This window comes from Rhodospirillales bacterium RIFCSPLOWO2_02_FULL_58_16 (assembly GCA_001830425.1).
GTDB lineage: Bacteria > Pseudomonadota > Alphaproteobacteria > Rhodospirillales > 2-02-FULL-58-16 > 2-02-FULL-58-16.
Genome location: MIAA01000030.1, coordinates 1 through 22,033, shown reverse-complemented (window position 1 = coordinate 22,033; position 22,033 = coordinate 1). Strand labels below are relative to the sequence as shown.

General features: G+C 57.9%; 20 protein-coding genes, 1 pseudogene and 1 CRISPR repeat array (1 of these 22 cut by a window edge). Of the genes and pseudogenes, 17 read left to right on the top strand and 4 right to left on the bottom strand.

Annotated elements, in window-relative coordinates; genetic code table 11:
• From A3H92_11640 to A3H92_11615, 6 genes and pseudogenes are all read left to right on the top strand, one after another.
• A pseudogene (locus A3H92_11640) lies at positions 1–105 on the top strand (hypothetical protein); it begins 690 nt to the left of the window's first position.
• Positions 23–1,069, top strand: a complete 1,047-nt coding sequence (locus A3H92_11635; GenBank protein ID OHC74623.1) for a hypothetical protein — start codon at positions 23–25, stop codon at positions 1,067–1,069. Before A3H92_11640 ends, A3H92_11635 begins: the two are co-directional and overlap by 83 nt.
• A gap of 66 nt (positions 1,070–1,135) precedes the next feature.
• Entirely contained in the window at positions 1,136–2,347 is a 1,212-nt protein-coding gene (locus A3H92_11630) for a 5-aminolevulinic acid synthase (GenBank protein ID OHC74622.1), read from the top strand.
• Positions 2,348–2,428: 81 nt separating this feature from the next.
• Positions 2,429–2,968 carry a hypothetical protein gene (locus A3H92_11625; protein ID OHC74621.1) on the top strand — a complete coding sequence of 180 codons (540 nt, stop codon included), beginning with the start codon at positions 2,429–2,431 and terminating at the stop codon, positions 2,966–2,968.
• Positions 2,969–2,992: 24 nt separating this feature from the next.
• Positions 2,993–4,021 (top strand): hypothetical protein, encoded by a 1,029-nt coding sequence (locus A3H92_11620; protein ID OHC74620.1) that lies wholly within the window; start codon positions 2,993–2,995, stop codon positions 4,019–4,021.
• Positions 4,014–4,445, top strand: coding sequence for a response regulator (locus A3H92_11615; protein ID OHC74619.1), 432 nt, complete (start codon positions 4,014–4,016; stop codon positions 4,443–4,445). Before A3H92_11620 ends, A3H92_11615 begins: the two co-directional genes overlap by 8 nt.
• 60 nt (positions 4,446–4,505) lie before the next feature.
• Here the strand turns inward: A3H92_11615 and A3H92_11610 are convergent, their stop codons facing one another.
• Together A3H92_11610 and A3H92_11605 are read right to left on the bottom strand one after the other, a co-directional pair.
• On the bottom strand, positions 4,506–6,326 hold the full coding sequence (locus tag A3H92_11610) for a hypothetical protein (GenBank protein ID OHC74618.1): 1,821 nt from the start codon (positions 6,324–6,326) through the stop codon (positions 4,506–4,508).
• 52 nt (positions 6,327–6,378) lie between these two features.
• Complete coding sequence (locus A3H92_11605) at positions 6,379–6,879, bottom strand: hypothetical protein (protein ID OHC74617.1); 501 nt, start codon at positions 6,877–6,879, stop codon at positions 6,379–6,381.
• 88 nt (positions 6,880–6,967) lie between these two features.
• Between A3H92_11605 and A3H92_11600 the strand changes: the two genes are divergently transcribed.
• The 3 genes from A3H92_11600 (at position 6,968) to A3H92_11590 (ending at position 8,756) form a co-directional block, all read left to right on the top strand.
• Positions 6,968–8,086, top strand: coding sequence for an aminotransferase DegT (locus A3H92_11600; protein OHC74616.1), 1,119 nt, complete (start codon positions 6,968–6,970; stop codon positions 8,084–8,086).
• Between the two features lie 71 nt (positions 8,087–8,157).
• Positions 8,158–8,376 carry an AbrB family transcriptional regulator gene (locus tag A3H92_11595; GenBank protein OHC74636.1) on the top strand — a complete coding sequence of 73 codons (219 nt, stop codon included), beginning with the start codon at positions 8,158–8,160 and terminating at the stop codon, positions 8,374–8,376.
• Entirely contained in the window at positions 8,376–8,756 is a 381-nt protein-coding gene (locus A3H92_11590) for a twitching motility protein PilT (GenBank protein OHC74615.1), read from the top strand. Before A3H92_11595 ends, A3H92_11590 begins: the two co-directional genes overlap by 1 nt.
• Before the next feature lie 40 nt (positions 8,757–8,796).
• Here the strand turns inward: A3H92_11590 and A3H92_11585 are convergent, their stop codons facing one another.
• The gene (locus A3H92_11585; GenBank protein ID OHC74614.1) at positions 8,797–9,252 is read right to left on the bottom strand and encodes a hypothetical protein; all 456 of its coding nucleotides are present in this window, start codon (positions 9,250–9,252) and stop codon (positions 8,797–8,799) included.
• 539 nt (positions 9,253–9,791) lie between these two features.
• Here A3H92_11585 and A3H92_11580 point away from each other — a divergent pair.
• The 6 genes from A3H92_11580 to A3H92_11555 all read left to right on the top strand — a co-directional run bounded on the left by A3H92_11580 (position 9,792) and on the right by A3H92_11555 (position 16,014).
• Complete coding sequence (locus A3H92_11580; GenBank protein ID OHC74613.1) at positions 9,792–10,586, top strand: thymidylate synthase; 795 nt, start codon at positions 9,792–9,794, stop codon at positions 10,584–10,586.
• Entirely contained in the window at positions 10,546–11,091 is a 546-nt protein-coding gene (locus A3H92_11575; protein ID OHC74612.1) for a hypothetical protein, read from the top strand. Before A3H92_11580 ends, A3H92_11575 begins: the two co-directional genes overlap by 41 nt.
• A gap of 7 nt (positions 11,092–11,098) precedes the next feature.
• Entirely contained in the window at positions 11,099–11,353 is a 255-nt protein-coding gene (locus A3H92_11570) for a hypothetical protein (GenBank protein OHC74611.1), read from the top strand.
• A 293-nt stretch (positions 11,354–11,646) separates the two neighbouring features.
• On the top strand, positions 11,647–14,754 hold the full coding sequence (locus tag A3H92_11565) for a type II CRISPR RNA-guided endonuclease Cas9 (GenBank protein ID OHC74610.1): 3,108 nt from the start codon (positions 11,647–11,649) through the stop codon (positions 14,752–14,754).
• A complete protein-coding gene (locus tag A3H92_11560; protein ID OHC74609.1) occupies positions 14,751–15,665 on the top strand; it encodes a hypothetical protein in 915 nt (304 codons plus the stop codon). Before A3H92_11565 ends, A3H92_11560 begins: the two co-directional genes overlap by 4 nt.
• A 46-nt stretch (positions 15,666–15,711) precedes the next feature.
• Positions 15,712–16,014, top strand: coding sequence for a CRISPR-associated endonuclease Cas2 (locus tag A3H92_11555; GenBank protein ID OHC74635.1), 303 nt, complete (start codon positions 15,712–15,714; stop codon positions 16,012–16,014).
• Between the two features lie 72 nt (positions 16,015–16,086).
• Positions 16,087–18,233: a CRISPR direct-repeat array (repeat unit 36 nt; unit sequence AGCTTAGATCATTTTATTTTTGGCGCAACCCGCAAC).
• Between the two features lie 102 nt (positions 18,234–18,335).
• Here the strand turns inward: A3H92_11555 and A3H92_11550 are convergent.
• Positions 18,336–19,463 (bottom strand): hypothetical protein, encoded by a 1,128-nt coding sequence (locus A3H92_11550; protein ID OHC74634.1) that lies wholly within the window; start codon positions 19,461–19,463, stop codon positions 18,336–18,338.
• A 430-nt stretch (positions 19,464–19,893) separates the two neighbouring features.
• Here A3H92_11550 and A3H92_11545 point away from each other — a divergent pair, with 430 nt between their 5' ends.
• Positions 19,894–21,045 (top strand): HflK protein, encoded by a 1,152-nt coding sequence (locus A3H92_11545; GenBank protein ID OHC74608.1) that lies wholly within the window; start codon positions 19,894–19,896, stop codon positions 21,043–21,045.
• Positions 21,042–21,917 carry a hypothetical protein gene (locus A3H92_11540; GenBank protein ID OHC74607.1) on the top strand — a complete coding sequence of 292 codons (876 nt, stop codon included), beginning with the start codon at positions 21,042–21,044 and terminating at the stop codon, positions 21,915–21,917. Before A3H92_11545 ends, A3H92_11540 begins: the two co-directional genes overlap by 4 nt.
• The last annotated feature ends 116 nt before the right edge of the window (positions 21,918–22,033 follow it).

Here is a 22,033-nt window from a genome sequence, read left to right as displayed (position 1 = left end):
CAAGGGACGGGTTCTCTACGGGTTGGCTCAGGCCAGGGAACAGGCGCGCAAGTCCGGCGCCGTCATCGTCACCGAGGGTTATACCGACGTTATCGCCATGGCTGAAGCCGGCTTCGCCAACGTGGTGGCGCCGCTGGGCACGGCGCTCACCGAAGATCAGATCGGCGAACTGTGGAAGCTGGCGCCGGAGCCTGTGCTGTGTTTTGACGGCGACAACGCCGGTCAACGCGCCGCCGCCCGCGCCGCCGAACGCGCCTTGCCGTTGCTCAGGCCTGGTTTCTCGCTGCGCTTCGCCGTGCTTCCTCCCGGCGAAGACCCGGACAGCCTGATCAACAAGAGCGGCCCGCAAGCCATGGCGGCGGCGCTCGCCGGGGCCGCGCCTCTGTCCGAAGTCCTGTGGCGGATGGAAACGGGGGGGCGCGCCGTCTCCACCCCGGAGGAACGCGCCTCCCTGCAAAAGCGCATGGAAGACCACGCCCGAAGGATCGATGACGCCCTGGTCCGCAGGCATTTCCTGGACGCCATCAGGGAGCGTCTCAGGCCGAAGCGGTACGTCAAGGGCGGCGCCAAGCGCATTGAACTGACGATGGCGCCGCCGCTGGGTTCATTGTCGGCGGCAGGTCACGCCGATCCGGCGGACGCCGACCGGAAAATCCTGATCGCCGGCATCATCAACCACCCGAATCTTTTCCACATGATCGAGGACGAAATCGGACGCATCGGCTTTGGCGATCAATTCCTGGATATGCTGCGTCAGGCCATTGTTTCGATACTGTCTTCCGACCACGACATTGTTACCGAGAACCTCAAGGCGGAACTCGAACGGCGGGGATTTTCGGAAACCCTCGACGCCATCTTCAACGATCCGCTGATCAGGAAAAACAGCTACATAAAACCGGGAGCGCCCGAAAAAAACGTGCTGGAAGGGTGGAATCAGATTTTAAGACGCATCAGAAGCGGGGCTAACGCCCTTGAAGTTGAAAGCATGAAGGGCGCCGACATCGACCGACAGGAGTGGGAACGCTTGTTGATGCTGAAAAAGGCGTCCCTGGAAGATGACGACGAATAAGTGAGGCTTGCGGTGATGGGGTTCAATCTACTAACCTAGCGTTCTGCGCCCTGGGAGAGTACGGCAGTGGATTACGAAGCATACTTCGCCGACAGGATAGACGGCCTCAAGAAAGAGGGCCGCTACCGCGTGTTTGCCGATCTGGAGCGTAAGGCCGGGAAGTTCCCGCGCGCCGATTTCCATATCAACGGCGAGATTCGCGAAGTCACCGTCTGGTGTTCCAACGACTATATGGGCATGGGCCAGCAGGCCGAGGTGCTCGCCGCCATGCACGAGGCCATCGACAGGTGCGGCGCCGGCGCCGGCGGCACCCGCAACATTTCCGGCACCAACCACTATCATGTATTGCTGGAAAACGAACTGGCCGACCTGCACCGCAAGGAATCGGCGTTGCTGTTCAATTCGGGGTGGATGGCCAACATGACGGCGTTGAGCACGCTCGGCGCGATGATCCCCGACATCGTCATCATATCGGACGAAAAGAATCATAACTCGATGATCGAGGGCATTGTCCATTCCCGCGCCGAGAAAAAGATATTCAGGCACAACGATATGGATGATCTTGAACGCATCCTGAGTTTGTACGGCCACGACCGGCCCAAGATGGTGGCGATGGAGTCCGTCTATTCCATGGACGGCGACATCGCGCCCCTCAATGAAATTGTCGATCTCGCCGACAAGTATAACGCCATGACCTTCCTCGATGAAGTTCATGCCGTCGGCATGTACGGCCGGCGCGGCGGCGGCGTCGCCGAACGCGACGGGGTGATGGACCGGATTACCGTTATCCAGGGAACCCTGGCCAAGGCCTTCGGCGTTGTCGGCGGCTATATCGCCGGCTCCGCCGCCATGTGCGACTTCGTGCGCTCATACGGCTCGGGCTTTATCTTTTCTTCGTCGATTCCGCCGGGGGTGGCCTCGGCCGCCTTGGCCAGCGTGCGCTATCTCAAAGAACACAATGAACTGCGCGTCAGGCACCAGGAACGCGCCGCCACCCTGAAACGGCGCTTCGCCGAGGCCGGCATTCCGGTGGCGCCGTCGGTCAGCCACATCGTTCCGGTGCTGGTCGGCAACGCCGAACTGTGCAAGCAGGCCGGCGATGAGTTGATGGAAAAATACAGCATCTATGTCCAGCCTATCAATTACCCGACGGTGGCTCGCGGCGCCGAGCGCCTGCGGTTCACGCCGACGCCGCTGCACACCGACGCCGATATAGATCATCTTGTGAACGCCGTTAAGGAAGTGTGGGGCCGTTTCGGTCTCAAGGTCGCCGCTTGATTCCATAGGCCGGGGATACGCTAATTATAGACATGGGAACCCGCCGGGATTAGTATATCTGGTGGCCGATGGAGTTCTTGGATGTTTTCTGATAATACCCTTACCCCCAAGGAAGCGATTCGCCTGTGCGCCCTCGGCGCCGTGGCGCAGGAGCCGATGCGCTACGCCGCGCTGGCCAACGCCATCCGCCATTTCGTAAGCCGCGTTCTCGGCCCTTCGCTTGACGTCATGGGCGCCTCGGTGGAGATGCTGAAGTACGAGGGGTTGATCAAGGCGGTGGACGGAGTGGGGCTTGAGGATGACGCCGAGTTCACCATCACCGATCGGGGCCGCGAGGAACTGAGGAACCTTCTCACCGCCAGGATTCGCATCGGCGCGACGGAACTCAACAAGCTGGTCTTTGCCCTGAAATTCCGCTTCCTGCACTTGCTGAACAAGGACGAGCAACGCTTCCAGGCCGATCTGCTGGTGGAAGCCTGCGACAACGAGCTGGTTCGTCTCGACGACCTGCGCCGGTTTCACGCCGGCGACGCCGGCTATCTGACGGATTGGCTGGACCATGACATCGGCCAGCTTGAGGTCCGGCAAGTCTGGCTTCAGAGCTTCCGCGACGGGCTTTGATATCGGCAAGGTTCAATAAAATACATGACCGATTTCGTCAAATCACGGAAAATCGCCGAGCAGGCCTTGATGCTGATGGAGCGGCATAAACTTGAGCCGACGCCCGCCGCTTTTATGGTGTGGTACGCTTATTGCGAAGGCGTCCATCTGGATTTGAATCATAAACTCGAACAGTTCCTCGCCAACAAGAATGTTCTTTCCGAGCAGGAAAAAAACGAGATCATCTGTCATTGCCTGCTGGCTATCGCCAATTGCCGGGCCATATTCAACACAGTCAACGGCGTTTATTCGGTAATCACCGCCGCCGTCAGGCATATCGTCACGGCCAAGGAGGAAACGGCGGCCTTCGGCAAAGAGCTTTCCCTGCGGGCGAATGACCTGAAAAACGTCAGCAGCGCCGAGGCCGCCGACAAGATCGTCGCCGCCATTATGCGCGATACCGAGGCGATGGCCGAGAAATACCAGAACATGTCCGAAAAATTGCAGGATACTTCCGACGAGGTGCTTCTTTTGCAATCCAAGCTGGAGGAAGCCCGCAAACATGCGATCACGGACACCCTTTCCGGCCTCGCCAACCGCCGCTATTTCGACGCCCGGCTGCGGGAACTGACGGAAGCGGCGGAACAGACAGGCTCTGAATTGTGCATGATGATGATCGATATCGACCTTTTCAAGTCGTTCAACGATATGCACGGCCACCTTGTCGGCGATGAGGTTATCAAGCTGGTGGCCAAATTTCTGACCGGAACGCTGCGGGGGGAGGACCTGGCGGCGCGCTACGGCGGCGAGGAATTCGCGGTTCTCCTGCCCGGAATGAAGCTCCCTCAAACCGTTGAACTTGCCGAAAGGTTCAGAAAAAAACTTTCATCCAGGTCTCTCGTTAAACGGGGCGAGAAAAAGGCGTTCGGACATGTAACGGCGTCCGTAGGCGTTACCGATTACCACGCCGGTGAGCCGGTGGAAGACTTTATCAAACGTGCGGATGATGCGCTTTATGCGGCCAAGGCAAACGGCAGGAATATGGTCGTGGCGAAGGAATACGACAGTGAGTAACCGGAAGATATTTGAAATTCTCCTCATTGAGGACAATCCGGGCGATGCTCAACTGGTCCGGGAGGCGCTGAAGGAAAGCAGGTCCCTCGTTCACCTGCACCATGTGGAGGACGGCATCGAGGCCATGGCCTTCCTGCGCCGCGAGGGGCGGTACGCAAAGTTTAACCGCCCGGACCTGATCCTGCTTGATCTCAACCTTCCGAGGATGGATGGCCGTCAGGTGCTGGCGGAAATCAAGGGCGCCCCCGATCTTCGCTCTATCCCGGTGGTGGTGCTTACGACATCGACCGCCGAACGCGACATCGCCTGGTGCTATGATCAGCATGTGAACAGCTATATCAGCAAGCCTCTCGACTTCGGTAAATTCGTCGAGGACATCAAAGGCATCGAGTATTACTGGTTCACGCTGGCGACCACGCCCTGACCGTAATTTACCGGGGAGGAATTTTTCTCCCCTCCTTACCAAGGAGGGGTTGGGGGAGGTTTACAACCTTATCGGAATGCTGAACCGAAACGTGCTGCCTGTCCCCGGCTCGGAATCGACCCGGATATGACCGCCGTGACGCTCGATGATCTTCTTGCAGATGGCCAGACCGATGCCCGTTCCCTGGTATTTGCTCCGGCCATGAAGCCTCTGGAAGGCGATGAAAACACGGTCGGCGTATTCCTGCTCGAAGCCGATGCCGTTGTCGCGGACGGAAAATATCCAGTCCGTTCCTTCCTGCGCCGCGCCGATATGGATTTCGGGCCGGCGGTCGGGATGGCGGTACTTGACGGCATTTTCGATGAGGTTCTGGAATACCTGCGTCAGCAACCCGCCGTCGGCGGCCATTGTGGGAAGCTTGCCGACGATTATCGCGGCGTCGGCTTCCCTGATGGAGCGGTCAACATTGATCAAGGCGGCGTTGACCGCCTCGTTCATGTCCATGATCGTCCACTCATGCGGCCTGTTGTCGATCCGCGACAGATTCAGTAAATCATCAATGATGTTTTTCATCCGCGTTGCGCCTTCGACGGCGAAGCGGATGAACTCGTCGGCGTCCCCGTCGAGCTTGTCCTGGTAGCGCCGCCTCAGCAGTTCGACATAGCCGGCGACCATGCGCAGCGGTTCCTGAAGATCGTGGGAGGCCACATAGGCGAATTGGCGGAGTTCGGCGTTGACGTTCTCCAGCGCATTGGCCTTGTTATCGATAATTTTATGGCTTTCGCGCAGTTCCTTCGTCATCTCCCACGCCATGGCGGCGATCTCCCGCCGCCGCGTAGAGATCGAGGTGATGATGTAGAACAACAGCAGATCGACGATGATGCCTCCACCCGCGACAATCGCCGGCAGAACGGCGCCTCCCCTGTCGATCCGATCCGGCAGATCGTAGATATGCAGCGTCCAGCGGTGACCGCCGATAAGGAGGGGGTTGTTTTGGGAAAGAGCATGTCCGGAGGGGTGAACCCGTCCGGACTCATGGCTGCTGTAGATCAGGGTCTCGTCCGTCATGGCGTCGCCGTCAAAAATCTCAAACCCGACAGGGGAGGCGCCGAACCCCAGAATGCCCCGCATCAAGTCCTTGATTCTGAACGGGCTGTAGACGAATCCCTGCAAGGCCGCCCGTCTTTGCTCGACGGTTTCGACGGGAACATTCTTATGGTACAGCGGCAGATACATCAAAAAACCGTGCTGGACATCAATGGCGGTTTCCTGCACCAGCTTCACCTTTCCGGAAACCGCCATGTTCCCGGCATCACATGCCCGTTGCATGGCGGCGCGGCGCACAGGCTCGGAGAACATGTCATAGCCGAAGGCGCGCCGGTTCCGTTCGTTGAACGGCTCCAGATAGATGATCGAGGTATAGATTTCCCGGTCCCCTTCGGGGAAAACGGCGTAATCGGGAAATCCTTCGGCGCGTATGGCGGCAATATGGGCGTCCTTGTCCTGCCGGTTGATGAACAGGCTGAAGCCGATGCCTTGAACGCCGGGAAAAATCCGTTCGATATCCAGGTTGCCGACATAGGTGCGCCACTCGGCGCGGGTGACATTATCGCTGGCGATAAACAGCCCCAGGGCGCCGCGCAGGATTACCTCGTATTCCATCATGCGCTTGCTGATTATCGACCTGACGTTGGCGGCCTCGAACAGAAAGTGGTCATTGGCGCGCTGAACGACGAAATAGCTGGAGACGTACCAGGCCACTCCCGTCAGCATCAGGGATAACAGCAGAACTACCCAGGCCGTGGCTGTGTTATGGATGATGCGGGAAAAAAAGCCCACCGCCTCGTCGCTTTCAAGCGCACCGTTTCCTGCCTGTTCCATGGGCGTGATTTTATACTTTTTCGCGCCTGATGTCACTTTGCGGGTCTGTCCGCTAGTCCTTCGCCTTGACGACCAGCAGGTCCATAAGCGCAAGCAGAACGCCCGACGTAACGAACGTCATGTGAAGAATGACGAGCCACATCAGGTCGTCACGGGGCACCTGGGCGACGTTCATGAACGCCTTCAACAGGTGAATGCCGGAGATGGCGACGATGGAGGCGATCAGTTTCAGCTTCAGTCCGGAAAAGTCCACCTTGCCCATCCAGTCGGGTTTGTCCTCGTGGTCGCTCACGTCCATCTTGGAGACGAAGTTCTCGTAGCCGGAAAACACCACCATCAGGATCAGGTTGCCGGCCAGCGACAGGTCGATCAACGTCAGCGCCGCCAGGATGATTTCGGTGTCCTTGGCCGCCAGCACGCCGGGGATGATGTGGATCAGTTCCTGGATGAACTTCACCATCAGGAGCGCCAGCATGGCGCTGAGTCCCAGATAGAACGGCGCCATCAGCCAGCGGCTGGAGAAGATAATTTTTTCTATAGTTCTTTCAATCATCCGGCTACAGTATCCCGGTTCCGACCCGCCGCCAAATGCATTTTAGTACAGCATCGCGCTTTGAAGATTATCCTCCGGAGATGCCGCCTTGAGTCAGCCGTTTATTCCCGTCAACGATCCCCTGCTGGGGGGCAACGAGCGCAAATACCTCAACGAGTGCATCGACTCGGGCTGGATTTCGTCGGAAGGCCCTTTTGTCGGTCGTTTCGAGGAAGCGTTCGCCGCCCGCGTAGGCCGCCGGCACGGGGTCTGCGTCAGCAACGGCTCGGATGCGCTTGAGCTTGCGGTTCACGCCCTGGGGCTGGGGCCGGGCGACGAGGTGATCCTGCCGACCTTCACCATAATCTCGTGCCTGCAGGCGATCCTGCGGGCGGGCGCCGTTCCCGTGCTGGTGGACAGCGACCCCCATGCCTGGACCATGAACACGGATCAGGTCGCCGCCAAGGTTACCTCCCGCAGCCGGGCCGTCATGGCGGTTCATATTTATGGGCTGCCCGTGGACATGGCCCCTATCGAGGCCCTGTGCCGCGACAAGAATCTGCTGTTGATCGAAGACGCGGCCGAGGCCATCGGCCAGACCTATCGCGGGCGTCCCTGCGGCGGGTTCGGCGACATCAGCATTTTCAGTTTCTACGCCAACAAGCATGTCGCCATGGGCGAGGGCGGGCTGGTCGCCATGAACAGCGACGCCCTGGCCGAGCGCTGCCGGTCGCTGCGCAACCTTTGTTTTACCGAGCAACGCTTTGTCCATCATCATCACGGATGGAACATGCGCATTTCCAATATCCAGGCGGCGCTGGGCCTGGCGCAACTGGAGCGCCTGGACGAGGCCGTCAAACGCAAGCGGCATATGGGGCAACGCTACGAAGAGCTTTTCGCCGGCCTTGTCGGCGCGCAACGGCCCCTGGTCCACGCCGATTACGCGGACAACGTGTTTTGGGTCTATGGGCTGGTGCTGGATGACGCCGTTCCTTTCGACGCCCGCGCCGCCATGCTTCGCCTGGAAGAGCGAAAGATCGGCGCCCGGCCTTTTTTCTGGCCGATGCACGAACAGCCGGTCATGGCCGACACCGGCCTTTTCCGGGGAGAACATTATCCGGTTGCCGAGCGCATCGCCCGGCGGGGCTTTTATATCCCGAGCGGCATCGCCATCACCGACGAGCAGATCAACCGCGTCGCCGACGCGGTCTATGACATTTTAAGATAAGGCTCTACGCTTTCAATTCGCGCCGTCCCGTGCTATTGTCTTACGAGTTGATGATCGATAGGAGAAACGTAATGTCAACTAAGGATACGGCCAAACTTTCCAGTAAATATCAGATTTCTATCCCTAAGGCCGTTCGGGCGGCGCGACACTGGCGGGCCGGGCAGGTGTTTGCTTTTATCCCCAAGGGCGAGGGCGTGCTGCTGGCGCCGGTGCCGGAACTTGGTGATCTTTCCGGTCTCGCGCATGGAGCGAATCCGAAAGGTTATCGCGACCGGACGAACCGATTCTGATGCGACTCGTCGATACCTCGGCCTGGATCGAGTGGCTGACACGTTCACCGGCTGACGCTATGCTGGCCGCTGAGTTGCCTGAGCAAGGGCAATGGCTGGTGCCGACAATCGTGCAGCTTGAATTGGCGAAGTGGCTGATGCGGGAAGTCGGCGAGGACAAGGCCGATCAGGTAATAGCGTTCACCGAAACTTGCGTTATCGTTGATCTCGACACCATCACCGCCCTGTCGGCGGCGGAACTGTGCGTACGGCATAAGTTGGCGACGGCGGATGCCATAGTCTACGCCACTGCCCTTGTCCACGGCGCAGACCTGCTTACCTGCGACCGGCATTTCGGGGGGCTGCCCGGCGTCAGACTTATATCAAAGATGAACAACTGAGGGATCGGTCGCCGGCGCCCTTCCTTACGAAGAGGAGGGGTCAGGGCAGCACGGCAAGGCTGCGTAAGCCCGCCAGCGCGGCGGCGACGATGGCGACGCCGTAGGGGATCGGTTGTTTGCGATCCGCTCCCGGCGTCAGCCACGGCAGCGATGAGAGAAAGGCGGGCAACCGTTTGATCCGCCTCAATAATATCGAGATCAGCGCCAACAGGCCGCCGAAAATGGAAACCACCAGCAGGTAAGGAAGCAGATTTCCCCAGCCGATCCAGATGCTGATTGCCGCCAATAACTTTACGTCGCCGCCGCCGAGAACGCCGTATGCGAAAAGCAGGGCGCCGATCACGAACAGCAAGAGGCCGGTTCCGTAATGAAGGGCGATGCCGTAAAGGCCGATGCCGGATAACAGCGCCGTCGGCAGGAACAGGACGGCAACAAGCGCGCAAGTCCAGTTCGGTATTTGCAGGGTGAGCAGGTCGCTGACGGCGGCGCGGGCCATGGCCGCCGCGAAACACCCGATCAGCGGCCACCTGGGATCAAAACTCATTAAATCCAAGGGCGCCGGCTCCGGAGAAAATCCCATAAAAAAACAAGAGTTGGCGCGAGGCCAACTCTTGTCTGATACAAATCAATTCACGGTCCCGAAACCGTCGCCGGTTATCAAACGGAGTTAGAAATCTGGTTAAACATATTGCTCAGGTCGCCGCCGAGAGCGGTCAGGGCGACAATGAGAACAACGGCGATAAGAGCGGCGATAAGCCCGTATTCAATGGCCGTTGCGCCGCTTTGGTCCTTCAGCATGCCCTTGAAGAACTTGATCATAATTTGTAACTCCTGATGATTAAAGAGACCGTCTAAACCGCTACCCGCATGGCAACGTACACCTTCAAGCCTTGGCCTATCTTGACTAATATCAATCAACAAGTCAAGCATTTCATCATTCAATCGGGGGGCAAAACAACCGCGTTTTTCATGCGAAAAGACGGTATAGTTCCGATTCGGCGGAAGTCTTTAATGTGAGATTCAGGGGCGGGGCGGATGAAGCAGTATCTGGAATTGCTGAGGCATGTGCGGCAAAACGGCTCTTTCAAGGAAGACCGCACCGGCACCGGCGCCTATTCGGTATTCGGCTATCAGATGCGGTTCAATCTGGCCGAAGGCTTTCCCCTGCTGACCACCAAGAAGCTGCACATGAAGTCGATCATCCATGAGCTTTTGTGGTTCCTGAGGGGTGAAACCAACATCAAGCGCCTTACCGATAACGGAGTCGGCATCTGGAATGAATGGGCCGACGCGAACGGCGACCTGGGGCCGGTTTACGGCGCCCAGTGGCGGGCCTGGCCGAAGCCGGACGGCGGGAGCGTGGATCAGATCGCCGGCCTGATCGGGCAGATCAGGACCAACCCGAATTCGCGCCGCCTGGTCGTCAGCGCCTGGAACGTCGCCGATATCGACGCCATGGCGTTGCCGCCGTGCCACTGCCTGTTTCAGTTCTATGTGGGAAACGGCAGGTTGTCGTGCCAGCTCTATCAGCGCAGCGCCGATATTTTCCTCGGCGTGCCTTTCAACATCGCTTCATACGCCCTGCTGACGATGATGGCGGCCCGGGTTACCGGCTACGAGGCGGGGGATTTCATTCATACTCTCGGCGACGCCCACCTGTACGCCAATCATCTGGAGCAGGCCGACCTGCAACTGGGCCGCGAGCCGGGGCCGTTGCCGGTCATGGAGATCAACCCCAGGGTCAAGGATATCTTCGGCTTCGCTTTCGAGGACTTCACGCTTTGCGGCTATGCCCCGCAGCCTCACATCAAGGCGCCGGTGGCGGTCTGATATGAGAATCTCGATCATCGCGGCGGTGGCGGAAAACGGGGTGATCGGGCGCGACGGCGGACTGCCGTGGCGTCTGCCCGAAGACATGAAACGCTTCAAGGCGCTGACCATGGGAAAGCCGGTTATCATGGGGCGTAAAACATTCGAGTCCATCGGCGTCCCGTTGCCGGGCAGGCCTAATATCGTCATCACCCGCTCCCGCGATTTTTCCGCCAAGGGCGTTCATGTGGTCCATGGGTTCAAGGACGCCCTCGACAAGGCCTCGTCATTGGTCGGGGATGGGGACGAAATCATGGTTATCGGCGGGGCGGAAATCTATCGTTCGGCGCTGGCCTTTGCGTCGCGCTTGTACCTTACCGAAGTTCACGAGGCCGTAGAGGGCGATGCCCGCTTCCCTGATTTTGAGCGCCGCCGGTGGCGGGAGGCGTCACGCGACAGGCATCCCGGCTATGACTTTGTCGTCCTTGAGCGCATTAACGATGATGTAACCATTCAGGCGTTTTAATACAGCGATGATCAACAATCTGAAGATAGCCAAGACCATCGAACTCGGTCCTACCGACGTGGCGGTGGTGTGGAACGAAAGCGGCGAAACCTTCGCCTGCGTCGCCGACGCCGATATCGCAAGGAACATGCCGCCCCATGTCTACCAGGCTTTCGCCATGATGCTGTCCAGGAATGACAGCGAAATCATGTCGCGCATGTGGGGCAAGCTTGAGCAATACATGGACGGCGAAGCGGGTAAAGCGCAACCTGACGCATCGTAACCGCACAAGCGGACAGATTGAGAAATAAAAGGGGACCCGGCGTACCGGGTCCCCGGAATCTTGTGACAATTTGTCTTGTTAACGGGCTGTCACCAAAATTCTAATGATCTAAGCCCTAGCAGGTTGCGCTCTTTTCGGGCAGAATGCAACAAAAAAAACAACTCATGTAGATGGAGGTGAAAATGCATTGGCGGTTAGGCGTCGATCTCGGGACGAATTCATTGGGTTGGTGGGCATTCCGTGTCACCAGGGAGGGAACGGGTGATCGAGCGCGGTGGCAGCCCGTGGAATCCATGGATGGCGGCGTTTATATCTTTCCCGACGCCCGCGAACCGTCCAAGAACGGCCGCGTAGGCGACAGCAACGCCGTTGCTCGGCGGATGGCCCGAGGCATGCGCCGCAACCGCGACCATGGAAATAACCGCATCCGCCTTTTTGTCCGGGATTTGATCTCTATTGGCCTTCTGCCGGAAAACCCCGCTCAACGAAAAGAACTGTTTAAAACGCCGAAGAAGGCCACCCCGGAAACGGACGTCTTCAATCCCTATCGTCTGCGCGCCGAGGCCATTGCGCGTCCGTTGACGCCCCATGAGATTGGCCGAGCGTTGCTGCATCTGGGCCTGCGCCGGGGGTACAAGTCGAACCGCAAGGAGGCCTCGGAAGATGACGGCGGCAAGCTTAAGGAGCGCATTGAGATGTTGAAAGCACGCCTCGACGGCCGCACTCTCGGGCAATATCTGTGGGACGCCTATGTGAACGAGGCCAAACGGGAGAAAGACAAAGGTCGCCGCAAGGGCCTCCGCTTTCGCGCCGAAAACGAATTTTATCCTGACCGTGCGATGTACGCCGAAGAGTTTGCGGCCATCCGCAAAACGCAGACGCCGCATCACCAACTCACGGACGCGGATTGGGACCGCCTGCGTGACCGCTACATCCTGTTCCAATGGCCCCTGAAACCCGTTGAGAGAGGGCGGTGCGAGTTTTACCAGAGCGAGTCTCGTCACTGGAAAGACACGCCCATCGCCCATGATTTCCGGCTGTACCAGGAATTGAACAACCTGCGCTGGATCGACGCCAATCTTGCAAGCGACTCCCTGGACGCCGAACAGCGCACGGGCGTGCTGCAAAAGCTTATGTCCCAGAAATCAGAAGTCACATTCAAGAGCCTACGCAAACTCAAACGCGCCGATAGAACGCCCTTGTTCCCGGCGGACTCCCACTTCAATTTGGAGAGCGAAAAGCGCTCCGGACTCAATTCCCACAAGATCGCCGCCACCATGAGCGCGGACCCCATCCTCGCGCCCTTGTGGGAACGCCGCGAACGAGAAAATGACGGAATGCTGGACGATATTTTTGAAATCCTGCACCGCGCCGAGGACGACCGCGAAGCCGTGTCCTGTTTGATGGTCGATTTCGGCCTGGATGAGGAAACGGCGAAACACCTGACCACCTTCAAGCTTTCATCTGGAACAACGAATGTTTCGAGCCGCTTCATGGATCAAATCGTGCCGATCCTGGCCGACCAGGGGCTGGTCTTTTCGGACGCAGTGCGTGAACTCACCGACGATGAGGGCGATCAGTTTCACCATAGCTTGCGCGATGATAAGCGACGGTGGGTCCGCTTGCCCTACTATGGGGATGTCCTGTCCGGCTCCATGCTGGGCGCTGATCCTTCCGCCGACAAGGCAACTAAACCGGAAAAACACTTCGGGAAAATCAACAACCCCACCGTCCACGTCGCGCTCAACAGTCTGCGCCGCATCGTCAACACACTTGTCGAAAGGTTCGACGCGGCGCCGGTGGAGGTTCATATCGAACTCACCCGCGACCTCAAACTGCCGCGTAAAAAGCGTGACGAAATCAATGCCGAACAGGCCAAGGGGAAACGTGAAAATGAGCGTATCGCGGCGCTGTGCGCGGAACACGGCATCCACGACCCATCGGCGCGCGACATCAAAAAGGTCAAGCTGTGGGAGGAACTGGGCAAGGACCAATTCGCCAGATGTTGCGTGTTTTCGGGAAAATCCATTTCCGCCGCGCAACTGTTCAACGGCGAAGCCGAGGTCGAGCATATCCTGCCATGGTCGCGCACACTGGACGATTCCATGACCAACCTGACCGTTTCCATGCGCTGGGTCAACCGGCTCAAGGGCAACAAGACGCCCTATGAGGCGTTTCATGGCGACCATTACACGAGCCAGAGCATCGTGTGGGAGGATATTCTGCAACGCGCCTCTGTCCTGCCCAAGCCTAAACGCGACCGTTTCTCCCCCGACGCTATGAAACGGTTCGAGGGCGAAGGCGGCTTCATCGCCCGGCAACTGAACGACACTGCCTACATGGCTCGCACGGCCACGCGCTACATCAAGGCGCTGAAAGGCGTGGAGAATGTTCTCGCCAACCCCGGTCGCCTGACGGCGATGGTGCGCGGCAAATGGGGCCTGAACGGCATCCTGGGCGACGACAACAAAAAGACCAGGGAAGACCACCGCCACCACGCCATCGACGCTACGGTGATCGCGCTCACGGATCGTTCTGTCCTGAACGAGGTCAGCCGCCTCACTGCGCGCGGCGCGGACGACAGGGTGCGCATCGCCGTGCCCGACCTGGACGAAGGCTTGCGCCACGCCATCCGTGTGCGTGTGCCGGAAATCATCACTACTTTCAAGCCCGACCATGGTTTGCAGGGCCGCATGTACAACGATACGGCCTACGGGTTCGTGCCGGAAGACAAGCGCGACCAAGACCTGCCGCAACATAACCTCGTCACCCGCAAGGCGCTGGCCGGATTGACGCCCAAGGAATGCGAAGCCATCCGCGACCAGAAACTGCGCGCCGCCGTACGCGACTATCTTCTTGAGGCCCAGGGAGCCGGCGTCAAACCTGAACCCGCGCTCGCCAAATTCGCCACGGAAAAGGGCATCAAGCGCGTGCGCGTCCTGATCAAGAATCAATCCGTCAAACCCGTGCCTTCCGCGCCTTACAAAGGGTACGCCCTGGAATCCTATGCGTGCTGCGACGTATGGCGCATTCCGCCGCAAAAAGCGAAGAACGGCAAATTCGGCCGGCCGAAATGGGAAGGCGCGTTCTGGCCATACGCCGAAACGGTTGGAGATGCTTCGCCCGACAAGGCTCTCAAGAAACCGCATCCGGCGGCCAAATTCGTCACCCGGCTGTTCAAGGATGATGTCATCGCCTTTGAGGACGGCGACCGGACGCAAATTATGCGTGTCTTCGGCTTCAGCACTACCCAAAATAAACTGGATGTCCGTCCTCACTTTGCGGCAACTGCTGAGCAAACCTATGTGAGCATCAACGTCCTGAGCGAAAAAGGCCTACGCAAGCTCTACGTCACGCCGGATGGGCAAATTTTAGAAACCAGGCGCCGGGGGGCGTCATGATCGGCGGCATCGTCGAAGTGGCGGAGCCGGACCGCTACATCTCGGTCCATCGCGGGTTCCTGAAGGTTTCGGACGAAAACACGGAACTTGGCCGTGTGCCGCTGGACGACATCACGGCGTTGATCCTTTCCGCCCCGCAGGTGACGATCACCAAGAACCTGATGGTGGAACTGGCCGAACGCAAGGCGGTCATCGTGACTTGTGGACGCAACTGGCATCCGATTTCCATTACTTTACCGTTCGCCGCGCATTTCGAGGCGGCGGGAATCCTCCACGATCAGATCGCCGCCGGCGAACCTTTGAAGAAGCGTTTATGGCAAACTATCGTCAAAGCCAAGATCGCCCATCAGGCCACCGTCCTGGACCGCCACCATCCCGGCCACCCCAAGTTAGCGGAACTGGCTGTGCTGGAGCGTCGCGTGAAATCCGGCGACCCCGACAACATGGAGGCCCAGGCGGCGCGCCATTACTGGCCCGCATTGATGGGAAAGGGTTTCCGCCGCGACCGCGATATGGCGGACGTGAATGCGTATCTGAATTACGGCTATACCGTATTGCGCGCCGCCGCCGCCCGCGCCGTGTGCGCGGCGGGCCTACATCCCGCCCTGGGCCTGCATCATTGCGCACGGCTCAATCCGTTTGCGTTGGTGGACGACATCATGGAACCCTTCCGCCCCCTGATTGATTCCATCGCCCGCGACATGATCGGGGAAGGCGAAGCCTGCGCGTTGACGCCAGATAACAAGCGGAAACTAGCCGCCGTTTTGCAGGAAGATATGGTCACCGACCGGGGCATGTCGCCCCTGGTGAATTGCCTGGGCCGAATGGCGCAATCTCTGGCCGAAAGCCTGTCCACGAAACAAGACGCGATTGTCATCGGCGCCATCCGGGGCGCCGGACAATTGTTGTGACGCTATGTTGCGTGAGGCGAAAACATGGATCAGCGGATATAGAACCTTGTGGATGCTTGTAATGTTCGACCTGCCCGTAACGGAGCGCGCGGAACGCAAAGCCGCCACCGGCTTTCGCAATTTTCTTCTTGATCAGGGGTTTAACATGGCCCAGTTTTCGGTGTATTATCGTCTCCTGTCCGGCAAGGACGCCGCCGCTTCGATGGAGCAAAAAATCCAGGCGGGGGTGCCGAGCCGAGGCTCCGTCCACATCCTGACCATCACGGACAAGCAATATGAAACCATGCGGGTTTTTCAGGGAAAGCGCCGGGGAACGCCGGAAAAAGCGTATCAGCTTTCGTTGTTTTGACCGCGCTTCGCACGGTTTAAAAATCGGAAACGGCCCCAAATCCTTTGCTTTTCAAGGACTTGGGACCGATCCAGCTTAGATCATTTTATTTTTGGCGCAACCCGCAACAAGGCGGCCTGGCCGGCGATCCGGCCGAGGAGCTTAGATCATTTTATTTTTGGCGCAACCCGCAACACGACCTGGTATTGGCCGCCGAGCACCGCGAGCTTAGATCATTTTATTTTTGGCGCAACCCGCAACAATCATCTCAAACTTACCTTTCACAGCAACAGCTTAGATCATTTTATTTTTGGCGCAACCCGCAACACAAACCTTGATACAGCGTTGACTAACTTGAGCTTAGATCATTTTATTTTTGGCGCAACCCGCAACTCGGAAGCTCCATGGATGAACGGGCGACGAAGCTTAGATCATTTTATTTTTGGCGCAACCCGCAACTCGCCATCTTGGCCAACGACAAGGATTTTGAGCTTAGATCATTTTATTTTTGGCGCAACCCGCAACTTCCGCAGTCGCAAGCGTTTTCATCCGCGCAGCTTAGATCATTTTATTTTTGGCGCAACCCGCAACCTTCCGCAGTCGCAAGCGTTTTCATCCGCGAGCTTAGATCATTTTATTTTTGGCGCAACCCGCAACTCTTCAAGCTTGCCGGCCACGATAACTGGAAGCTTAGATCATTTTATTTTTGGCGCAACCCGCAACGTGGCGCTGCGAATGGACCAATCCTTGTCAAGCTTAGATCATTTTATTTTTGGCGCAACCCGCAACGGGCGCTGCCCGTTGGTGAAATCGCCGGGCAGCTTAGATCATTTTATTTTTGGCGCAACCCGCAACACGCCCGCCCGTGGCCGCCAGGGGCGAGAAAGCTTAGATCATTTTATTTTTGGCGCAACCCGCAACATGGGGAGTTACGCCCTCAAGCCCCGCCCGAGCTTAGATCATTTTATTTTTGGCGCAACCCGCAACACGCCTCCCGTTGGCCCGGCATGACTTTTGAGCTTAGATCATTTTATTTTTGGCGCAACCCGCAACTCCCGACTTTGTCCACCGAGATTTTGCGCAAGCTTAGATCATTTTATTTTTGGCGCAACCCGCAACGGGAGGTGGATATATGGAAAGAAACCTTTCAGCTTAGATCATTTTATTTTTGGCGCAACCCGCAACCCGCTGCCTGTGCCATCAAAGCTTGACGCGAGCTTAGATCATTTTATTTTTGGCGCAACCCGCAACCAAGACGCTGCCGGAAGACCTCGCAATCTTAGCTTAGATCATTTTATTTTTGGCGCAACCCGCAACGTTGATAGAGAGGGTGTTGCAAACAATGGTAGCTTAGATCATTTTATTTTTGGCGCAACCCGCAACCACAGAAGATGAACGAAAGCATTGAAGCTAAGCTTAGATCATTTTATTTTTGGCGCAACCCGCAACTAGAGTTGCAAACAAGCGCAACCACTGCTAGCTTAGATCATTTTATTTTTGGCGCAACCCGCAACCCCGGCGGCTCTGCAAAGCGGAGGCTCAGTAGCTTAGATCATTTTATTTTTGGCGCAACCCGCAACGGATTGTCCCTGCTTTTTGAGGAAGGAAACAGCTTAGATCATTTTATTTTTGGCGCAACCCGCAACAGATCAGCAAGCGTCAGTTCGTCAACTTCGAGCTTAGATCATTTTATTTTTGGCGCAACCCGCAACAGCAAACGCACACCGCTGTTCGTCCCATAAAGCTTAGATCATTTTATTTTTGGCGCAACCCGCAACCAAAGCGCTGCCGGAAACCCTTATCGGCTTAGCTTAGATCATTTTATTTTTGGCGCAACCCGCAACTCTTACCGGATATCCACCGCTAGGGCTTTTAGCTTAGATCATTTTATTTTTGGCGCAACCCGCAACAGATCGGCAAGGGTCAGTTCGTCAACTTCGAGCTTAGATCATTTTATTTTTGGCGCAACCCGCAACAAGCGGGGGGTTGCAGGGTGTTTGAAAGATAGCTTAGATCATTTTATTTTTGGCGCAACCCGCAACCAAGGCGCTGCCGGAAACCCTTATCGGCTTAGCTTAGATCATTTTATTTTTGGCGCAACCCGCAACTAGGGTTTTCGGCGACAGCGCGTCGGACAGAGCTTAGATCATTTTATTTTTGGCGCAACCCGCAACTATCGAGCGCATCGAACGTCTTGAGGCCGAAGCTTAGATCATTTTATTTTTGGCGCAACCCGCAACTCAATCACCGTCACAAAATTGGCAGGGAAACCACGGCAAAGAATAAGGCGACTGATCCGAACGGATGAAAGCCATCCGTTCGGATCAGTCGCCTTATTTTTTCTACTGAACGAGGATTTTCGGCGCCGTCGTCTTTCGCTTTTCCAGGGCGGTTTCGATCTTTTCGGCGGTCATGCGGCCGATGGCGCGGTAGGCCTCGGCGTGGGGGCCGGCAGGCGCGGAAATAACAATAGGGCAACCACTGTCGGAGGTCTCGCGGATGGCGATGTCGAGCGGTATCTCGCCCAGGAAGTCAACTCCCAGACGCTCTGCCTCCCGGCGGGCGCCGCCGTGGCCGAATATCTCGGCGCGTTCATGGCAGTGGGGGCAGACGTAATAGCTCATGTTCTCGATGATTCCGAAAACCGGAACATCAACCTTGCGGAACATGTTGATTCCCCGGCGCGCGTCGGCGAGGGCGACGTCCTGGGGCGTGGAGACGATGACGGCGCCGGTCAGCGGAACCTTCTGCGCCATGGTAAGCTGAACGTCGCCGGTGCCCGGCGGCATGTCAACGATAAGGACGTCAAGCTCTCCCCACTCGACATCGCGCATCAACTGCTCCAGCGCGCTCATGACCATCGGGCCGCGCCAGATGACGGGGGAGTCGTCATCGATCATGAAGCCGATCGACATGCACTTGATCCCGTAGTTCTCAAGGGCGCCGATCTTGCCGGAGGCGACCTCGACCGGGCGGCCGGCAATGCCCATCATGCGCGGCGTGGAAGGACCGAAAATGTCGGCGTCGAGCAATCCTGTTTTCAGGCCGTCCGCCTTGAGGGCGAGAGCCAGATTGACGGCGGTGGTCGATTTGCCGACGCCGCCCTTGCCCGAGGCGACGGCGACGATGGAGCGAACGCCCGGCATCAGGGGTTGAACCGCGCCGCCGGGCGCCGTTTTTTGGCCGGAACATCCGCCGTGCGAATGTGAGTGTGGGGCCGGGGCCGGGGTCTCGGCGGTCAGCACCACGGAGGCGGAAATCACCCCCGGCAGGGCGTGGGCGACCTTTTCCGCTTCCTTGCGCAGCGGCTCAAGTTTGGAGCCGCACTCGGCATCGACCTCGACGGCGAAGGCGACATGCCCGTCCTTGACCCGCAATCCCGCGATCATTCCCCGTTCGACAATGTTGCCGTCGCCGTAGGGTATGACGCTGAGGGCATCGAGAACCTGCTGTTCGGTAACTTCCGCCATATCTGAAAACTCCATATCAAAAAAACACGGGACGCTGAGAGCATTATCCGACCAAATTGAACCGCCTGCGCCGGAGCGATTTTGGGTCGTGGGCAGGAGAAGGGCGCAGCCCGTAGCGGGGACTACGGGCAAGCCTTTCGACGAACCCACGCCTCAAAAGCGCCCGGCCCTTCGGGTTGCGCCTTGGCGGACGCCCGCTTCGTTGCGCCGTTCGACCGATGCTTTTGCATCGCTCTTCACGGCGCGCCTTGCGGATCGCCTCGCCAATGCGCAACGCAGATGATTCCATTTGGTCGGATAGTGCTCCAGATCATTGCGCGTCCCGCCAAGCTGCCTTATAAGGCGTTATCATACGCCATACGAATTAACATCGACGCTTCAAAATACAAGTATTGTTTTTACAGGCTGACAAGAAAGAGGAAAAAAATTCATGCCTTGGAACCCACAGGGCGGCGGTCAGGGACCTTGGGGCAGCGGACCATCGGGGAGCGCGCCACAGCCGCCGGACATCGAAGAAATGCTGCGTCGCGGCCAGGAGAGGTTCAAGAGCATCATGCCCGGAGGCGGCGGCTCCGGTCGCGGGCTGGCCCTGATCGGCGTGGCGGCGGTCGCTCTCTGGCTGTCCAGCGGATTCTACGAAGTGGGACCGAAGGAACTCGGCGTCGAAATGGTTTTCGGCAAGATGAAAAGCACCGAGCCGCCGGGCCTGAACTATAACTGGCCCGCTCCCATCGGCTTGACCCTGAAGCCCCAGGTGACGAGCATCAACGAGATCAATGTCGGCTTTCAGCCCTCCGCTCCCGGCAAGCGCGGCCAGGTGCTGCGGACTATCCCCGAGGAAAGCCTGATGCTGACCGGAGATGAGAATATCATAGATATCCAGTTTACCGTCTTCTGGAAAATCGATACGCGGCTTCCGGAAAAGGGGGGAAGCAGGGATAATCTTGAGGGGGTGCGGAACTTCCTGTTCAATATCCGCAATCCGGAGATGACGGTGAAAAACGCCGCCGAAAGCGCCATGCGCGAGATTATCGGCAAAGGCGAATTTGAAAGCTCCCGCACCAAGGGGCGCGGCCAGATAGCCATTGAATTCAAGAAACTGATCCAGGAAATCCTCGACAGATACGGGGCCGGCATAGAAGTAACCGACGTGCAGATTGCCAACGTCAATCCGCCGGCGGCGGTGATTGACGCCTTCCGCGATGTGCAGGTGGCGCGCGCCGACATGGAGCGCAAGGTCAACGAGGCCGACGCCTACAGGAATGAAAAGGTTCAGCAGGCGCAAGGCGACGCGGCGCAGATTACCCTGCGCGCCGAGGCCTACAAGCAGCAGAAAATAGAAATTTCCAACGGCGAAGCAAAGCGGTTCCTTTCCGTGTACGAACAATACAGACAGGAAAAAGACATAACCAGACGCCGCCTTTATCTCGAAACGATGAAAGAAGTCATGCTGGGCATGGACAAGGTGCTTATCGACAACGCCGACGGCGGTCCCGGCGTTATGCCCTACCTTCCTCTTGACGGGTTGACCCGCGACCGCGCCGCCGCCGCTCCCGCTAAAACAGGAGGAACGTCCAAATGAGTAAATCCCTTCTGACGCTGACCGTCGCCGCAGTCGTGCTGGGGGTCGTCGGCCTGCAGTCGGTTTATACGGTTTTCCAGACCGAGCAGGCCCTGGTCCTTCAGTTCGGCAAACCCAAAAGAATGGTCAGCACTCCGGGATTGGCCTTCAAGTTGCCGATCGTCGAGAACGTGGTCTTCTACGACAAGCGCGTCCTCGATTATGATCTCGGAGCGCAGGAAATCCCGACCAGTGATCAAAAGCAGGTTGTTGTTGACGCCTTTACCCGCTACCGCATCGCCGACCCTCTCATGTTTTTTCAGACCGCCGGCAATGAGTTGGGCATGGAATCAAGGCTTAACAGCATCGTCACTTCCAACCTGCAAACCGTCTTCGGAAAGGTGGCGATGGCGGTGGTGTTGACGCCGGAACGCTCCCACCTGATGACCACCATCTTTGAGATGGTCAAGGAGGAGGGTGCCCGCTTCGGCATTGACGTTATTGACGTCCGCCTCAAGCGCGTCGATCTGCCCGAGGCCAACAGTCAGGCGATTTACCGGCAAATGCAGACCCAGCGTGAACAGGAAGCGCGCAAATCCCGCGCCGAAGGCGACAGAAAAGCAAAAACAATCCGCGCCGACGCCGACAAGCAAGCCACGATCATCATGGCGGAAGCGAAAAAAACAGCCGAGATATCAATGGGCGAAGGGGATGCCGAAGCGCAAAAAACCTACAATGCCGCGCATAGCCGGGACCGTGAATTTTTCGACTTCTGGGTATCGATGAGCGCCATGCGCGACGGCCTGGCCGGCGATAACTCACGCTATATCGGCCCGCCTGCGGGTGATTTCTTCAAATTCTTCGGAGACATCACCGGCAAGAAAGAGAATTAGACCGGCGTCGGCGCTTTCCCCTCCTTACCAAGGAGGGGTCAGGGGAGGTTGCTTAAGCACCGTTTCATGAACCACATAGCGTAATTCGTCGACCGTTAATAAGCCGGGTTGAGTGC

What these genes read in the sequence shown, in the direction of transcription:
- A3H92_11625 (OHC74621.1), top strand. Translation starts at nt 2,429, where the DNA reads ATGTTTTCTGATAATACCCTTACCCCCAAGGAAGCGATTCGCCTGTGC.
- A3H92_11620 (OHC74620.1), top strand. Translation starts at nt 2,993, where the DNA reads ATGACCGATTTCGTCAAATCACGGAAAATCGCCGAGCAGGCCTTGATG.
- A3H92_11610 (OHC74618.1), bottom strand. Translation starts at nt 6,326, where the DNA reads ATGGAACAGGCAGGAAACGGTGCGCTTGAAAGCGACGAGGCGGTGGGC.
- A3H92_11605 (OHC74617.1), bottom strand. Translation starts at nt 6,879, where the DNA reads ATGATTGAAAGAACTATAGAAAAAATTATCTTCTCCAGCCGCTGGCTG.
- A3H92_11595 (OHC74636.1), top strand. Translation starts at nt 8,158, where the DNA reads ATGTCAACTAAGGATACGGCCAAACTTTCCAGTAAATATCAGATTTCT.
- A3H92_11590 (OHC74615.1), top strand. Translation starts at nt 8,376, where the DNA reads ATGCGACTCGTCGATACCTCGGCCTGGATCGAGTGGCTGACACGTTCA.
- A3H92_11585 (OHC74614.1), bottom strand. Translation starts at nt 9,252, where the DNA reads ATGGCCCGCGCCGCCGTCAGCGACCTGCTCACCCTGCAAATACCGAAC.
- A3H92_11580 (OHC74613.1), top strand. Translation starts at nt 9,792, where the DNA reads ATGAAGCAGTATCTGGAATTGCTGAGGCATGTGCGGCAAAACGGCTCT.
- A3H92_11575 (OHC74612.1), top strand. Translation starts at nt 10,546, where the DNA reads ATGCCCCGCAGCCTCACATCAAGGCGCCGGTGGCGGTCTGATATGAGA.
- A3H92_11570 (OHC74611.1), top strand. Translation starts at nt 11,099, where the DNA reads ATGATCAACAATCTGAAGATAGCCAAGACCATCGAACTCGGTCCTACC.
- A3H92_11565 (OHC74610.1), top strand. Translation starts at nt 11,647, where the DNA reads ATGGATGGCGGCGTTTATATCTTTCCCGACGCCCGCGAACCGTCCAAG.
- A3H92_11560 (OHC74609.1), top strand. Translation starts at nt 14,751, where the DNA reads ATGATCGGCGGCATCGTCGAAGTGGCGGAGCCGGACCGCTACATCTCG.
- A3H92_11550 (OHC74634.1), bottom strand. Translation starts at nt 19,463, where the DNA reads ATGGCGGAAGTTACCGAACAGCAGGTTCTCGATGCCCTCAGCGTCATA.
- A3H92_11545 (OHC74608.1), top strand. Translation starts at nt 19,894, where the DNA reads ATGCCTTGGAACCCACAGGGCGGCGGTCAGGGACCTTGGGGCAGCGGA.
- A3H92_11540 (OHC74607.1), top strand. Translation starts at nt 21,042, where the DNA reads ATGAGTAAATCCCTTCTGACGCTGACCGTCGCCGCAGTCGTGCTGGGG.